Annotated in this window: 15 protein-coding genes; 10 read left to right on the top strand and 5 right to left on the bottom strand. The window is 73.1% G+C overall.

Annotated features, from left to right (window positions below; all coding sequences use genetic code 11):
* Nucleotides 1-147 precede the first annotated feature (147 nt).
* Nucleotides 148-1227, bottom strand: coding sequence for a septation protein SepH (gene sepH / locus ACIF6L_RS30875; RefSeq protein ID WP_352294203.1), 1080 nt, complete (start codon nt 1225-1227; stop codon nt 148-150).
* 516 nt (nt 1228-1743) lie between these two features.
* Here sepH and ACIF6L_RS30870 point away from each other — a divergent pair.
* Nucleotides 1744-2622, top strand: a complete 879-nt coding sequence (locus ACIF6L_RS30870; RefSeq protein ID WP_396490848.1) for a hypothetical protein — start codon at nt 1744-1746, stop codon at nt 2620-2622.
* A 6-nt stretch (nt 2623-2628) separates the two neighbouring features.
* Here the strand turns inward: ACIF6L_RS30870 and ACIF6L_RS30865 are convergent, their stop codons facing one another.
* A complete protein-coding gene (locus ACIF6L_RS30865; RefSeq protein WP_396490849.1) occupies nt 2629-3951 on the bottom strand; it encodes a D-arabinono-1,4-lactone oxidase in 1323 nt (440 codons plus the stop codon).
* 114 nt (nt 3952-4065) lie between these two features.
* Nucleotides 4066-5322: an MFS transporter gene (locus ACIF6L_RS30860; RefSeq protein WP_359840082.1), complete on the bottom strand. Its 1257-nt coding sequence runs from the start codon at nt 5320-5322 to the stop codon at nt 4066-4068.
* Nucleotides 5323-5449: 127 nt separating this feature from the next.
* Here ACIF6L_RS30860 and ACIF6L_RS30855 point away from each other — a divergent pair, with 127 nt between their 5' ends.
* Together ACIF6L_RS30855 and ACIF6L_RS30850 are read left to right on the top strand one after the other, a co-directional pair.
* Complete coding sequence (locus ACIF6L_RS30855) at nt 5450-6592, top strand: ferrochelatase (RefSeq protein WP_396490850.1); 1143 nt, start codon at nt 5450-5452, stop codon at nt 6590-6592.
* Between the two features lie 20 nt (nt 6593-6612).
* Nucleotides 6613-7437 (top strand): inositol monophosphatase family protein, encoded by an 825-nt coding sequence (locus tag ACIF6L_RS30850; protein WP_329489895.1) that lies wholly within the window; start codon nt 6613-6615, stop codon nt 7435-7437.
* 168 nt (nt 7438-7605) lie between these two features.
* On the opposite strand, the gene ACIF6L_RS30845 is transcribed toward ACIF6L_RS30850, so the two are convergent.
* Entirely contained in the window at nt 7606-7791 is a 186-nt protein-coding gene (locus ACIF6L_RS30845) for a hypothetical protein (protein ID WP_352294190.1), read from the bottom strand.
* A 467-nt stretch (nt 7792-8258) separates the two neighbouring features.
* Here ACIF6L_RS30845 and ACIF6L_RS30840 point away from each other — a divergent pair, with 467 nt between their 5' ends.
* From ACIF6L_RS30840 to ACIF6L_RS30825, 4 genes are all read left to right on the top strand, one after another.
* Nucleotides 8259-8912 (top strand): response regulator transcription factor, encoded by a 654-nt coding sequence (locus tag ACIF6L_RS30840; protein ID WP_329489897.1) that lies wholly within the window; start codon nt 8259-8261, stop codon nt 8910-8912.
* Nucleotides 8913-8987: 75 nt separating this feature from the next.
* Nucleotides 8988-10301: a sensor histidine kinase gene (locus ACIF6L_RS30835; protein WP_380388621.1), complete on the top strand. Its 1314-nt coding sequence runs from the start codon at nt 8988-8990 to the stop codon at nt 10299-10301.
* Between the two features lie 255 nt (nt 10302-10556).
* Nucleotides 10557-11540, top strand: coding sequence for an acyl-ACP desaturase (locus ACIF6L_RS30830; protein WP_329489898.1), 984 nt, complete (start codon nt 10557-10559; stop codon nt 11538-11540).
* A gap of 503 nt (nt 11541-12043) precedes the next feature.
* Nucleotides 12044-12343 carry a DUF4193 domain-containing protein gene (locus ACIF6L_RS30825; protein WP_073924890.1) on the top strand — a complete coding sequence of 100 codons (300 nt, stop codon included), beginning with the start codon at nt 12044-12046 and terminating at the stop codon, nt 12341-12343.
* Between the two features lie 276 nt (nt 12344-12619).
* Here ACIF6L_RS30825 and ACIF6L_RS30820 read toward each other — a convergent pair whose 3' ends face one another.
* Entirely contained in the window at nt 12620-13069 is a 450-nt protein-coding gene (locus ACIF6L_RS30820) for a DUF3093 domain-containing protein (RefSeq protein WP_359811923.1), read from the bottom strand.
* Nucleotides 13070-13204: 135 nt separating this feature from the next.
* Here ACIF6L_RS30820 and ACIF6L_RS30815 point away from each other — a divergent pair, with 135 nt between their 5' ends.
* The 3 genes from ACIF6L_RS30815 to ACIF6L_RS30805 all read left to right on the top strand — a co-directional run bounded on the left by ACIF6L_RS30815 (nt 13205) and on the right by ACIF6L_RS30805 (nt 15123).
* Nucleotides 13205-13783 (top strand): PaaI family thioesterase, encoded by a 579-nt coding sequence (locus ACIF6L_RS30815; RefSeq protein WP_359811942.1) that lies wholly within the window; start codon nt 13205-13207, stop codon nt 13781-13783.
* Nucleotides 13780-14247, top strand: a complete 468-nt coding sequence (dut, locus tag ACIF6L_RS30810; RefSeq protein WP_329489900.1) for a dUTP diphosphatase — start codon at nt 13780-13782, stop codon at nt 14245-14247. The genes ACIF6L_RS30815 and dut overlap by 4 nt, the downstream gene beginning before the upstream one ends.
* Nucleotides 14248-14316: 69 nt before the next feature.
* The gene (locus ACIF6L_RS30805) at nt 14317-15123 is read left to right on the top strand and encodes a DUF3710 domain-containing protein (protein ID WP_329489901.1); all 807 of its coding nucleotides are present in this window, start codon (nt 14317-14319) and stop codon (nt 15121-15123) included.
* Nucleotides 15124-15301: the final 178 nt, after the last annotated feature.

Genomic DNA, 15301 nt, shown 5'->3' with positions numbered 1-15301 from the left:
GGCCGGCCGCGCGGCCCGGGGGCTGGTGGTGGGGGTGGGCGCGCCCCGCGCCCCGCGGGGGGGGGGCCCCCCCGCCGGGGGGGGCCCCCCCCGCCGGGGGGGGGGGGGGCGCCCCCCCCGCCCCCCCACCCCTCGTTCCACGTCTGCCTACTCCTGCTTCTTGCGCCGGCTGCCGAAGACGATCTCGTCCCAGCTCGGCACGGTGGCCCGGCGCCCGGGCCGGACACCGTCCGCCTCGGCCTGCCGGTCCGTGGTGCCCACCAGCCGCTCCCGGTGCGGGGCGACCGCACGCGGCATCAGGATGTCGGCGTACGCCGAGCCCGCACCGACCGCGGGTGCGGCCGCGGCGGCGGGCTCCTCGGTCTCCTCGGCGACCTCGACGGGCGGCACCGGTTCGATCGGGGCGGGGCCGACCGCGAGGTCGCCCCGGAAGGCGGGGACCACGTCGAGCAGGCTGGTCAGCGAGTCACGGGACTCGGCGGTGGCCTCCCGGGACTCCCGCACCTCGCGGGAGGACATGATCCGGTCGGCCGAGGGCCGGTCGATCATCGGGCGGGGCGGCCGCTCCTGGGGGAGCCGGGCGATCCGCGGGATGAACGGGAAGACCGACTCCTCCTCGCGCTCGACGTTCTCGCCGATCAGCGCGCGGGCCTCGTCGTCGTTCGGCTGGACCAGGCGCCGCGGCGGGTCGTACGTCCAGGACGCGCTGCGGCCCTCGCCGTCGGCCCGGTAGTAGAGGATGACCTCCCACGTGCCGTCGTCGCGCCGCCAGGAGTCCCAGCGCTCGGTGTCCTTCTCGGCGCCGCGCAGCGCGAGCCGCTCGGCGACGGCCTCGCCCAACTGGGGGCCGGAGGACTCGCCGTGGCGGCGGATCGCGGTCTTGCGGGCCCGCTCGGCCATGAAGGCGCGCTCCGCGAGCACCGGCCCTTCGAAGCGGCGGACCCGGTCCACGGAGATGCCGGCCGCCTGCGCGACCTCCTCGGCGGAGGCACCGGCTCGTATCCGCGCCTGGATGTCCCTGGGGCGGAGGTGGCTCTCGACCTCGATCTCGATCTGGCCGAGGCGTGGACGGTCACCACGGATGGCGGCGCGCAGCCGCTCGTCGATGGGGAGGGTGTACTCCGTGCTGTCGGCGGCCTTGAGCACCAGCCGTGTGCCGTCGTTGCTGACGGCCACAACCCGCAGTTCGGGCACGGTTACCTCCCGGGTGGTGCCTGCCGACGTCACCTGCGTCGCTGCTCCCGTACTGAGTGTGGCCTGCCCGCTCGCGACTGGCCACAACCTTGCTGAGTTCCCCGGCGTGTCGGGCTTACGCCCGGTCACACCGCTGTGGCACGGTTGCCTTTTTGCCACGTCATCCGTCGACGTCGCGCCTGGGTGTCCCGGCCGTCCTCGCACGCGCAGTGACGCGACGATCCGGGACGGGCGTCGCCGTGCGTGCCTGTTCCGTGGCTCTTCGTCAATCTGCCGGTTGATAGGCAGTCGACAAGTCGACCCAAGGCTCAGGCTTTACGAACAGTACTCCATTCGTGGCATCCAAAGGGGCGGCTCGCCGCTCAAGTCTCCCGCGATTCACGGGAATCTCAAGAGCGCGCACCCCCAATGGCCGACGGCCGACCGATGCACGGTGATCATCTTCACATATATCCCCCGCACAGAACCGCATTTTCGACCCTTGTGTCCTTCTTTGGGCAAGATGGAGTGACTTGTTCGAAGACCAGTCGTACTGACCGAGGGATGTCGATGTCGGAGCAGAAGCCCGCCGAGGAGGGCGGCAAGGAAGGTCGCAGGCGAATTGACCTGAGTGTGGCTCAGGTCGCGGCGAGTGCGCTGGCCACCGTGGTGGGCGCCCTGCTCGCCTCCGAACTCGGCGTCTACGGAACCATTCTGGGCGCGGCCGTGGTCAGCGTCGGCGCGACCACCGGTGGTGCGGTGTTCCAGCACCTCTTCCGGCGCACCGGTGAGCAACTGCGCGGGGCGGTGGACCGCACCGGCCCGGGGCCGGTGGTGAACGGGCTGCGCCAGGTGCCGGATTCCGACACGCGGGCGCCGGTGATCTCCCCGGCGTGGAACGAACCCCGGGTGGTGCGGGCGCGCCGGCGCTGGACCTGGAAGTCGTACGGGGCGGTGTCCGCGTTGGTCTTCGTGCTGGCGATGATGCCGATACTCGCCTTCGAGCTGGCGACCGGGCAGCCGGTCTCGGCGACGGTGAAGGGGGAGTCGGGCAGCGGCACCTCGCTGGGCGGAACGGTCGCCCCCAAGCCGGCCGACCCGCCGGCGGGCGATCACTCGGGCGGGCCGTCGCGGGGCACCGGCGGTGCTTCGCCCTCGCCGTCGGCCGGGAGTGATGGTGCGGCCTCGGAGCCGGCGACCCCTGGCGGGAGCCCGAGTACGAGGAGCGGCGGTACGGCCCCGCCCTCGGCGGGTCCGAGCGGGACGCCGTCCGGGTCGCCCTCCGCGGGTCCGTCCACCGGTCCGTCCGCCAGCCCGTCCGCCAGTCCGTCCGGAGGTCCGTCCGGCGGGTCGTCCGCGCCGACCGGGAGCGCGTCGAAGCCGGCCGGGTCGGCGACCCCGGCCCCGCCCGCCCCGAGCGGCGCGCCGACCGGGCCGGCCGCCGGCTGAGGGCGGTCAGGCGCCCAGGACCCGCCGCAGGTAGTCGTTGCCGAAGACCCGCCGCGGGTCGACCTCGTCGCGCAGCGCGGTGAAGTCGGCGAAGTGCGGGTAGACCTCGGCGAGGTAGCCGGCGTCGCGGGTGTGCAGCTTGCCCCAGTGCGGCCGGCCCCGGTGGGCGGTCATCAGCTTCTCCACCTCGGTGAAGTAGCCCTGCTCAGCGGTGCCCCGGTAGAGGTGGACGGCGATGTAGGCGGTGTCCCGGCCGCTCGCGGTGGAGAGCCAGAGGTCGTCGGCGGGGGCGAACCGGACCTCGACGGGGAAGCTGATCCGCCAGTCGGAGCGCTCGATCATGGCCTTGAGCTCGCGCAGCACCCCGGCCAGCTCCTCGCGCGGCACCGCGTACTCCATCTCGGTGAAGCGGACCTTGCGCGGGCTGGTGAACACCTTGTGGGCGGTGTCGGTGTAGCTGCGGTCCGACCAGGCGCGGCTGGCCAGCGAGGCGATGGTCGGGACGCTGCGGGGGAAGCGCCGGCCGACCCGGCAGGCGCCCTCCCAGACCGTGTTGGAGAGGAAGTCGTCCTCCAGCCAGCTCTTGAAGCGGGGCAGCGGGGCGGTCGGACCCTGGCTGCGGTTGTTGCGCTTGGTGGAGCAGCGGTCGGTGTGCGGGAACCAGTAGAACTCGAAGTGCTCGTTCACCGCGGTGAGGTCGTCGAGCCGGTCGAGCACCTCGTCGAAGCGCATCGGCTGCTCGTGGGCGGTGAGCAGGAAGGCCGGTTCGACGGCGAGGGTCACCGCGGTGATCACGCCGAGGGCGCCGAGGCCGAGCCGGGCGCCGTGGAAGAGCCGCGGGTCCTCGGTGGGCGAGCAGTGCCGGACGCTGCCGTCGGCGAGGACGATCTCCAGCGCGCGGATCTGGGCGGCGAGCGAGCCGGAGTCCCGGCCGGTGCCGTGGGTGCCGGTGCTGGTCGCGCCGGCCACCGTCTGCACCTCGATGTCGCCCATGTTGGTGAGCGAGAGCCCGGCCGCGGCCAGCACGCGGTTGAGCCGGGAGAGCGGGAGGCCGGCCTCGACGGTGACGGTCCCGGCCTCGCGGTCGATGGCGCGGACGGCGGTCATCGCGTAGGGGCGGACCAGGACGCCGCCCTCGGCCGAGGCGATCGCGGTGAAGGAGTGGCCGGAGCCGACCGCCTTGACGCCCTGCCCCTGGTCCGCGGCCCGGGTGATCTCCTTGGCCAGTTCCTCCGCCGTGCCGGGCGTGACCACCTTGGCGGGGTGCGCGCTCTGGTTCCCGGCCCAGTTGGTCCAGCGGGTACGGGGTGCGGTACTGGCCTGGGGCATGCGGTGCCTCCTGCTCCGTGGCCGAACGGTGTCGGCGCGCTCCCGGGCGGTGGGGGCCGCCCGGGTGTCCCTACCCGCGGGTAGGACCCGCGAGTAGGCAGGAGAGTAGTCAGTTCACCGTTCGAGGTCTACGGTCTCGGCGGCCGGCTGCCCGGCCGAGGCGGCGGCCAGGCCCGTTCCGAGGCGCCGCAGGCCGACCAGGGCGGTCAGTACGCCGAACACCCCGGCGGTCACCGGCACCCAGTATCCGGCGGCGGCGCCGGAGGCGTCCACCACCCAGCCGCCGGCCGAGGAGCCGAGGGCGACGCCGAGGGCGAGCCCGGTGGTGGTCCAGGTCATGCCCTCGGTGAGCTGGGAGGCCGGGACGAGCCGTTCGACCAGGGCCATCGCGGTGATCAGGGTGGGGGAGATGGCGATGCCGGCGACCAGCAGGGCGGCGCCGACCGCGATCAGTCCGCCCACGCCCCGCACGGACTCGGCGGCCAGCAGCAGCGGCACCATGCTGACGGCCATGAACAGGACGCCGCCGAAGAACCGGGCGGCCATCGAGCCCTTGAGCCGGAGGGTGCCGAACACCACGCCGGCCAGGCAGGAGCCGAACGCCCACAGGGCCAGGATCACGCTGGCGACGGACTTGTGGCCCTGGGCCTCGGAGAAGGCGACGGTGACGACCTCGACCGAGCCGAAGATCGCCCCGGTCGCGACGAAGGTCAGGATCAGCACCTGGAGGCCGCGGTTGCGGATCACCGAGCTGCCGGCGTGCCGGGCGGCCGGGTGGACCGGGGGCTCGGTGGAGCGCTGCCCGGCGAACAGCACCACGCCGACCATGAGGAAGAGCCCGGCGAGCAGGACCCCGGCCTCCGGGAAGACGGCGGTGGCCAGGCCGATCGAGAGGATCGGGCCGACGATGAAACAGATCTCGTCGACCACGGCCTCGAAGGAGTACGCGGTGTGCAGCTTGGGCGCCTCGTCCCGGTAGAGGTGGGCCCAGCGGGCGCGGACCATCGCGCCGGTGCTCGGCATCACGCCCATCCCCGCGGCGAAGAGGAACAGCGTCCAGTCCGGTGCCTCCAGCCGGGCGCAGAGCAGCAGGCCGACGGCGGCCAGCACGGTGACCGCGGTGGCCGGCAGGACGATCCGGCGCTGTCCGTGGCGGTCCACCAGCCGGGAGACCTGCGGCCCGAGCACGGCCGCGGACACCGCCAGCGTCGCCGAGACCAGGCCCGCCACCCCGTAGGAGCCTCTCAGCTGGGAGAGCATGGTCACGATGCCGATGCCGGTCATCGAGATCGGGAGCCGGGAGACGAAGCCGGTGGTGGAAAAGGCCAGAGTGCCGGGGGCGGCGAATATCTGGCGGTAGCTGGACAGCACGGGAGCTCCGCAGGAGTAAGGAACGAGGCTGGACTACACAGCTTACGTACCTTGGCAAACCGTATTTTCCGGACACCGGTGCGATCCCGGCGTCGCGGTCCGGCCCCTCAATGGCAGGATCGGTCCCATGTCCGACGTGCGCAATCCCTCACCCACCGGGGCCGCTCCCTACGACGCCCTGCTACTGCTCTCCTTCGGCGGGCCCGAGGCCCCCGAGGACGTCGTCCCCTTCCTGGAGAACGTCACCAGGGGACGCGGCATCCCCAAGGAGCGGCTCAAGGAGGTGGGCAAGCACTACTTCATGTTCGGCGGCGTGAGCCCGATCAACGAGCAGAACCGCGAGCTGCTCGCCGCGCTGCGCAAGGACTTCGCCGAGCACGGGCTGGACCTCCCGGTCTACTGGGGCAACCGCAACTGGGCGCCCTACCTGACCGACACCCTGCGCGAGCTCGCCACCGACGGGCACCGCCGTGTCGCCGTCCTCGCCACCAGCGCCTACGCCGGCTACTCCGGCTGCCGCCAGTACCGGGAGAACCTGGCCGACGCGCTGGCCCGGCTCGCCGAGGAGGGGCTGTCCGGACTCCGGGTCGACAAGCTCCGGCACTTCTACAACCACCCCGGCTTCGTCGAGCCGATGATCGACGCCACGCTGGCCGCGCTGGCGCGGCTGCCCGAGGCGGTGCGGGCCGGTGCCCGGCTGGCGTTCACCACGCACTCCGTCCCCGACACCATGGCGCAGACCTCCGGCGCACCGGACGACCCGGCCCGGGGCCGGCCGGGCGGCGCGTACGTCGCCCAGCACCTGGACGTCGCCGGGCTGATCGCGGCGGCCGTCGCCGAGCGGACCGGGGTCGCCGACCGCCCCTGGGAGCTGGTCTTCCAGAGCCGCAGCGGCGCCCCGCAGACCCCGTGGCTGGAGCCCGACATCTGCGACCACCTGGAGGCGCAGCACGCGCAGGGCGCGCCCGCCGTCGTGATGGTCCCGATCGGCTTCGTCTCCGACCACATGGAGGTCAAGTACGACCTGGACACCGAGGCGGTGGCGAAGGCCGCCGAGCTCGGCCTGCCGGTCGCCCGGGCGGCCACCGTCGGTGCCGACCCCCGGTTCACCGCCGCCGTGCGGGAACTGGTCCTGGAGCGGGCCGCCGCCGAACGCGGCGCGCCCGTGACCCGCTGCGCCCTCGGCGCGCTCGGCCCCAGCCACGACGTGTGCGCGGTGGCCTGCTGCCCGAACCCGCGCGCCCCCCGCCCGGCCGCCGCCGAGCGCTGACCCCGCACCGAGGAGACCCCGTGCCCAGCCCCGGACCCGCCGCCCCGCCCGCCGCCCTGCTGGACGAACTGCTCGACGTCGCCCTGGACGCCGCCCGCCGGGCCGGCGCCCTGCTGCGCGACAGCCGGCCCGCCGACCTGGGGGTCGCGGGCACCAAGAGCAGCCCGGTCGACGTGGTGACCGAGATGGACCTCGCCTCCGAGAAGCTCCTCCTGGAGCTGATCGCCGCCCGCCGCCCGGACGACGGCTACCTCGGCGAGGAGGGGTCCGAGCGGCCCGGCACCAGCGGGGTCCGGTGGGTCGTCGACCCGCTCGACGGCACCGTCAACTACCTCTACGGGCTGCCCTCCTGGGCCGTCAGCGTGGCCGCCGAGCTGGACGGCCGGGCGGTCGTCGGCGTGGTCTACGCCCCCGCGCGCGGGGAGCTCTTCGAGGCGGTGCTGGGCCGGGGCGCCCGGCTGGACGGCCGGCCGGTGTCGGCCCGCCCGGCCCCGCCGTGGGGGCAGGCGCTGATCGGCACCGGCTTCAACTACGTGCAGGCGGTGCGCGTCCGGCAGGCCGAGGTGCTGCTCGCGCTGATGCCGGAAGTCCGTGACATCCGGCGCGGCGGCGCCGCCGCCGTGGACCTGTGCGACGTCGCGGCCGGGCGCCTGGACGGCTACTACGAGCGCGGACTGGCCCCCTGGGACCGCGCGGCCGGCTGTCTGATCGCCACCGAGGCCGGCGCCCTGGTCGGCGGCCGCCCCGGCGAGGGGCCGGACGGCGAGCTGACCGTCGCGGCCGCGCCCGGGGTCTACGAGCCGCTCCAGGAGCGGCTGGCGCGGCTGCGCGCCTGGGCCGACTGACCCGCCCCGGCCGGGGGGCCGGATTCCGCGGTGGTGCGGAACCCGGCCCCCCGGCCGGTGTCCGGGCAGCGAAGAGCCCTGGCATACGGGGAATGCCAGGGCCTGAGGTTTCGCACGGCCCCCACAGGGCCGCTGGTGCCGGAGTCCGGCGTCGGGTCGGCAGGTCGGTCAGGCAGCGCTGCGGTGGCGCTCCAGCACCGTGTCGACGCCGTGTTCGGCGGCGAGTCGGCGGAGGTCGTCCAGCTCGGACTGCTCCACCTCGGCGAGGAACTCGTCCCCGGCCTCGATCGCGCGGTGCAGGTCCTGCTCGGCGCTGGCTATGCGCTGCAGGATTCCGGCGGTGAAGGCGTCCATACGGGCCCCCTTACTGTGTCGGACGTGCACGTTCGTGCGTCCCCCGCCCCAGGATCGTGGTAGCCAGCGGAAGCGTCCGATCCGGTAGGTCGTGATCTCCGGTCGGGCGCGGAGACGGCCCCTCGGCCGCTCCCGGTGACGCCCCAGCCCCAGGGCCGGCGCGGATGAACGCACGGCGGGTGGGTGCGATCGGCCGTCAGCCGGATCGCGGGTGTGCAGCTGTCCTCCCCAGCCCCTGGTCGGGGAAACCTCCCCGGGCGAGAAAGTTGCCCGTGTCACAGTCCAAGCGGAGTGTTCCCGGCACGAATCGGGACGGAGGCCGTCGTCGCGGCGGCGGTCGCGCCCCCCCGGGCGCTCCTGCCTCCGGGGCAGCTTATCGCTGCTTTACCGCACGACCAGGCAGGATGGAGGGACCGTCGGAGCCGCGCGTCCGCTTCCGGGGCCGGCCTGGAGAAGGGACAACGACCGTGCGGGTTCTCGTCGTCGAGGACGAGCAGCTGCTCGCCGAGGCCGTCGCCACCGGCTTGCGCCGCGAGGCGATGGCCGTCGACGTGGTGTACGACGGGGAGGCCGCGCTCCAGCGCATCGCGGTCAACGACTACGACGTGGTGGTGCTCGACCGGGACCTGCCACTGGTCCACGGCGACGACGTCTGCCGCAGCGTGGTCGACCAGGGCCTGGCCACCCGGGTGATCATGCTGACCGCCTCCGGCGACATCAGCGACCGGGTCGAGGGTCTGGAGATCGGTGCGGACGACTACCTCCCCAAGCCCTTCGCCTTCAGTGAACTCGTCGCCCGCGTAAGGGCGCTGGGCCGCCGCGCGACCGTCCCGCTGCCGCCGGTGCTGGAGCGCGCCGGCATCTCCGTCGACCCCGGCCGCCGCGAGGTGATCCGCGACGGGCGGCCCGTCCAGCTCGCTCCCAAGGAGTTCGCCGTCCTGGAGGTGCTGATGCGGGCCGGCGGCGCCGTGGTCTCCGCCGAGCAGCTCCTGGAGAAGGCCTGGGACGAGCACACCGACCCGTTCACCAACGTCGTGCGCGTCACCGTGATGACGCTGCGCCGCAAGCTCGGCGACCCGCCGGTGATCGTCACCGTGCCGGGCTCCGGCTACCGGATCTGACCGGCTCCGGCCGGACACCCGCGGGCCCCACCCCCACCACGCGACCGCCCCGGCGGACGCCCCGAGAGGACGATCATGACCACCCCGCCCCCGGCCGGCGGGCCCTCCGGCGCGCCCGCCGGCGGCCCGCGCGCCGTACCGCCCGGGCCCGTGCCGCCGAAGCCCGCGCACGCCCCGCGGGCGCCCCTGCTCCACCACGCGTCGCGTGACACCTACGTGCCCGGCGACGGGATGCTCGCCTGGCTGCCGTTCCGCCCGACCATCCGGATCCGCCTCACCCTGCTCTACGGCGGCATGTTCCTGATGGCCGGCGTCGTCCTGCTGCTGCTGATGTACTTCTTCGTCCGGCAGGCCCTGCACGACGTCCAGCCGCCGCCCTTCCTGTTCGGCAAGGACATCACCGTCAACGGCGTGCCGATGAGCAGCGAGCAGTTCAACCAGTACCTCGCCAGCCGGCACGAGGTCGCCTCCAACGCGGCCCTCAACACGCTGCTGCGCAAGGCCCTCACGGTGCTGGTCTGCCTCGCCGTGATCGCCTTCGCCGCCGGCTACGCGATGGCCGGCCGGGTGCTGCGCCCGCTCGGGCGGATCACCCGCACCGCGCGCGAGGTGGCCTCGTCCGACCTGCACCGGCGGATCGAGCTCGACGGGCCGGACGACGAGCTCAAGGAGCTCGCCGACACCTTCGACGACATGCTCGACCGGCTGGACCGCTCCTTCGACTCCCAGCGCCGCTTCGTCGCCAACGCCTCGCACGAGCTGCGCACCCCGCTGGCGATCAACCGGACCCTGCTGGAGGTCCAGCTCTCCGACCCGGCCGCCTCGGCCGACCTCCAGCAGCTCGGCAAGACCCTGCTGGCCACCAACGAGCGCAGCGAGCAACTGGTGGAGGGCCTGCTGCTGCTCGCCCGCAGCGACAACGAGCTCACCGACCGCCGGCCGGTGGAGCTCTCCGAGGTCGCCACCCGCGCCCTGGTGCAGACCCGCGCCGAGGCCGACCGGCGCGAGGTCGAGCTGCGCGCCACCCTGAACCCGGCCGTGGTCTCCGGCAACGGCGTGCTGCTGGAGCGGATCGCGCTCAACCTGCTGCAGAACGCCGTGCGCTACAACTCCGCCGACGGCTGGGTCGAGATCGCCACCGCCGAGGTGCCCGGCGGCGGCGAGCTGGTGGTGTCCAACACCGGCCCGGTGGTCCCCGGCTACGAGCTGGAGCACATCTTCGAGCCGTTCCGCCGGGTCAAGGGCGCCGACCGCACCCGCAGCGACAAGGGTGTCGGACTCGGCCTGTCCATCGTCCGCTCGGTGGTCCGGGCGCACGGAGGCACCATCGAGGCCACCCCGCGCTCCGGTGGCGGCCTGACCATGCGGGTCCGGATCCCGGCGGCCTGAGCACCCCCACAGGCCCGTCTCGCCCCCGCTGCGCCGCCCGTCCGACCCGCGCTCCGTGCGCTGACCGATCCCGCCGCCCCCGCCAGGCCCGTCAAGACGACATAAGGCCTGGCGGGGGCGGCTTGTCATTTCCGGTCCGAGCAACTTACGGTGTCGTAACCTACGCAACCGTAAGTGCGTCCCGACTTCGGTGTCCCCGACGTGCCCGCCCAACGCGCCCGTCCCGCGCGTGCCCGTCCCCCTGGAGCAACACACGTGACCATCGCCCCCGTGCAGCGCACCGCCCCGACCGGTTCCAGCGCCTGGACCGATGCGCGGCTGATCATGGCCCTCGAAGAGGTGGTGGAGACCGAGCTCAACCGCCACCTGAAGGTCGCCAAGGACTGGATGCCCCACGAGTTCGTCCCGTGGAGCCAGGGCCGCGACTTCGACGGTGTGCTGGGCGGGGAGCCCTGGTCGCTGGAGCAGTCGCAGGTGACCCCGCTCGGCCGGGTGGCGCTGGTGGTCAACCTGCTGACCGAGGACAACCTCCCCAGCTACCACCACGAGATCGCCACCATGTTCGGCCGCGAGGGCGCCTGGGGCACCTGGGTGCACCGCTGGACGGCCGAGGAGGGCCGGCACGGCATAGCCATCCGCGACTACCTGCTCGCCACCCGGGCCGTGGACCCGAACGAGCTCGAGCGGGCCCGGATGAGCCACATGTCGGAGGGCTTCGAGTCCGACAACTCGCACAGCATGCTGCACTCGGTCGCCTACGTGGCCTTCCAGGAGCTGGCCACCCGGATCTCGCACCGCAACACCGGCCACTCCGCCGGCGACCCGCTCTGCGACCAGCTGCTCGCGAAGATCGCCAACGACGAGAACCTGCACATGGTCTTCTACCGCAACCTGCTGAAGGCCGCCCTGGAGATCGCCCCCGACCAGGCCATGCGCGCGATCGCCGACGTGGTCACCGACTTCCGGATGCCCGGCCACGGCATCCCCGGCTTCGAGCGGGCCGCCGCCCAGATCGCCATCGGCGGCGTCTACAACCTGCGCATCCACCACGACGACGTGCTGCAGCCGGTGCTGCGCCACCTCAAGGTGATGGAGGTCGGCGGCCTCGGTCCGGTCGGTCTGCGGGCCCAGGACGAGCTCGGCGTCTTCCTCGGGGGGCTGGACGCGCAGGCGACCAAGTTCGACGAGCGGCAGGCCGCCCTGCTGGCCCGCCGGGCCGCCCGCAAGGCCGCCCAGTAGCAGCCGGACACGAACCGCAGGACGCGCCGGGCCGTGGACCCGGCCGTTCCTGTTGGGTGGATTTTCCGTGGTTTGCCCCGGAAGATTCGGAACGTGAGCAAGGTCACACCGTGTCGCTCCACGGGGTGGGTCGGTCTCGGAGTGTGATCATGGTCGAGGCCGCTCCGGTTGCGTTCCGTGACCGGGTTCGGGGTCGATCCGGTCCGGGCGGATCGGCCGAGAGCCCTGGTGGGCAAGGGAACGATCGAGTGCTCGCAAGGCCTCTGATGACTGAGCGTGTCCGGTGGGCGGGTCCGGCCGCCGGTCGGTGATGGCCCAGCGTGAGGCCTCCCGCGCCCGATCGGATCACTCCAACGGACCCCTGGCTGAGTGTCGATTGAGTAACAGGGCTTGAAGTAAGGCAAAATCTCCGCCTCGGGTCGGGCACAAGACCGGCCCCCCATGCGTTACGTGCGCTGGAGATACCGCACACACCGCACAACCCGGAGGGGGAGAGCGAAAACATGGCAACTGACTACGACACCCCACGCAAGACCGATGACGACCTCAACGAGGACAGCATCGAGGAACTCAAGGCCCGGCGGAACGAGAAGAGCACCAGCTCGGTCGACGTCGACGAGTTCGAAGCGGCGGAGGGCCTTGAGCTCCCCGGCGCGGACCTCTCGAACGAGGAGCTCTCGGTCCGGGTGCTGCCGCGCCAGGCCGACGAGTTCACCTGCATGAGCTGCTTCCTGGTCCACCACCGCAGCCAGCTGTACAGCGAGAAGAACGGCAACCCGATCTGCCGGGACTGCGGCGCCTGAGTATCAGGGCGGCCATGGGCCCGGGCTCGCGGAACCTCGTGAGACCGGCACACCGCCCCTTCCGGCCCCGGGCAGCGGGGCCGGACGGCAGTACCGGCGACGGCCGTCGAGGCGGGCGTACCGGCAGTACCGCGCCGATTCGTACCGGCGCGGTACCGCGCACTGCGCGGCGTGGCAGCAGCTCGTGCAGTACGGAGACATCTGGGACGGTCCCGCATCGCGGAACCGTCCCTCTCCGTTCTCCGGGCCGGATCCGGTCCGGAGAACGGAGCCGGGTCAGGCGCGGGCGCCGCGCCGGGCCTCGTCCAGCGCCTCGGCCAGCTTCATCGGCGAGCGCGTCGACAGGTAGAGGTACGGGGTCGGGTCGGCCGGGTCGCTGACCTCGACGCGCAGGGCGGTCGGGACGTAGCTGCGCAGCAGCATGAAAGCGCGCGGGTCCGACTTCGGGCCGCGCCAGGCCATCGCCTCGGCGGGGCTGAGCGGCTGCGCGGCGCCGAGCGCGTCGACCGGGATCCGGGCCTGGCCGGCCACCAGGGAACCCTGCACCACCCGGATCCGGGCGGAGCCGTAACTGCTGATCGCGGCGGCGCCGGCGGCGATCCCGACCACCAGCCCGACCAGCGCGCCCACCGCGCTGAGACGCAGCAGGATCAATGCGAGCGTGAGCCCGATCGCGACCGGGAGCAACCACCAGGAGCGCGGCACGGTGAGGCGTTCGTCGTACATGCCCCCATTGTGGTCGCCGTTACGGCCGGCGGCGGACGGCACCCCCGGGCCCGGACCGGCTACCGGTCGGTAGGGTTGGGAACCGTGACCGGTTCCGTAGCCCCAGCCTCCCCGTCCGAGCGGCCGGCGCCGCCCCTGCCGCTCTCGCCCACCACGCCCCCGCCGGGCGCCGTCCTGCCGCCGCGCGCCCCCGAGGCCCCGGCCCCGGGCACCCGGCTCGGCTCGCACTACGAGCACTGCTTCGGCTGCGGCCCGGAGCACCCGGGCGGGCTGCGGATCGACGCGGTGGCGGGCCAGGGCCTCGACGTCACCGCCGAGTTCGCCGTCCGCTCCGCCCACCAGGGCGGCCCCGGCCTGGCCCACGGCGGGCTGCTGACCACCGCGATGGACGAGACGCTCGGCACGCTGAACTGGCTGCTGCACGCCCCGGCCGTCACCGGCCGGCTGGAGACCGACTTCGTCTGCCCGGTGCCGGTCGACTCCGTGCTGCACCTGCGCGCCTGGATCACCGGCGTGCACGGCCGGAAGATCTACAGCGCCGGCGAGGCGCGGATCGGCGGGCCCGACGGCCCGGTCGCGCTCCGCGCCCAGGCACTCTTCATCCAGGTGAAGCTGGAACACTTCACCAAGCACGGTCGTCCCGAGGACATCGAGAAGGTCCTCGACGACCCTGATCTGATGAAGCGCGCCCGAGCCTTTGAGGTGAACCCTTGAGCAGCACCCCCCGTCCGCCGGTAGACGTCCTGATCAGGCGAATCGACACCGAGCTGCCGCTGCCCGCGTACGCGCAGCCCGGTGACGCGGGCGCCGATCTGCGGACCGCCGTCGACGCCGAACTGGCCCCCGGTGAGCGGATCGTCCTGCCCACCGGCATCGCCATCGCGCTGCCGGACGGCTACGCGGCGTTCGTCCACCCCCGCTCCGGGCTCGCAGCTCGTTGCGGAGTTGCTCTGGTGAACGCCCCAGGGACGGTCGATGCCGGGTACCGTGGAGAGATCAAGGTGATCGTCGTCAACTTGGACCCGCGCGAAGCCGTCAGCTTCCGCCGAGGGGACCGGATCGCCCAGCTGGTGATCCAGCAGGTCGAGAAGGCCCGCTTCCACGAGGTGGCCGAACTGCCCGGGTCGGCACGAGCCGAGGGCGGGTTCGGGTCGACCGGCGGCCACGCCGCGGTCTAGGCTGCCCGCGGCCTCGCAGGAAGCCGAGCAGGTATTCGCATCGGTCTTGGACCGGGAAGGACAGTGACCGTGTTCCGTCGTCGCCAGAAGAGCGAGGACGCTGTCGAGCAGCTCGCCGACGACGCCATCAGCGCCGACGAGCCGGCCGATGACGTCGAAGGTTCCGCCGAGAGCGAGAACGTGACCGAACTGGACCCGGCGGAGCGGGTCGGCCTGCCGCCGGCTCCGCGTCCGGACGGTCCGTGGGACCACTCCGAGCTGGAGCAGCCGGAGGAAGGCCGGGTCGACCTCGGAGGCCTGCTGGTCCCCGGTGTCGAGGGCATGGAACTGCGCGTCGAGGTGGCCGGGGACGCGATCGTGGCCGCGACGCTGGTCCTCGGCAACAGCGCCATCCAGCTCCAGGCCTTCGCGGCTCCCAAGTCCGAGGGCATCTGGGGCGAGGTCCGTGAGGAGATCGCCAACGGCATCACCTCGCAGGGCGGCCTCATCGAGGAGGAGGAGGGCCCGCTCGGCTGGCACCTCCGGGCCCAGGTCCCCGTGCAGCTGCCGGACGGCACGCAGGGTGTCCAGCTGGTGCGCTTCGTCGGCTGCGACGGGCCGCGCTGGTTCCTGCGCGGTGTGATCTCGGGCCAGGCCGCGGTGCAGCCGGAGATGGCCGGGATCCTGGAGCAGGTCTTCCAGCAGACCGTCGTCGTCCGTGGGGAGACCCCGATGGCGCCGCGCGACCCGATCGTGCTGAAGCTTCCCGAGGACGCGCAGATGGTGGCCGACGGTGGCGGGGCAGCCGCCGCTGCCGGAGAGAGCGACAGCAACCGCTTCGGCGGCGCCGCGCTCGACCCGTTCGCCCGCGGCCCGGAGATCACCGAGGTCCGCTGAGCAGGCGTTGAGCCGGCGCCGAGCCGGCCGACCGCTCTTCGATCGCCCCCGCCCGGATGCCCGGACGGGGGCGATTTGCATGGGGCGGGCCGGTCCCCGTACAGTTCCGGAGTCGCACCGAGAGGGGCGACGGAATGCGAATCCGATGAATGAAACTCCGGAAAACGGAGCGGAAAAC

The organism is Kitasatospora sp. NPDC086009, from assembly GCF_044540385.1.
Taxonomy (GTDB): domain Bacteria; phylum Actinomycetota; class Actinomycetes; order Streptomycetales; family Streptomycetaceae; genus Kitasatospora.
Note: the sequence above shows the minus strand (reverse complement) of the source record. Positions and strands in the feature narration are given on the sequence as shown.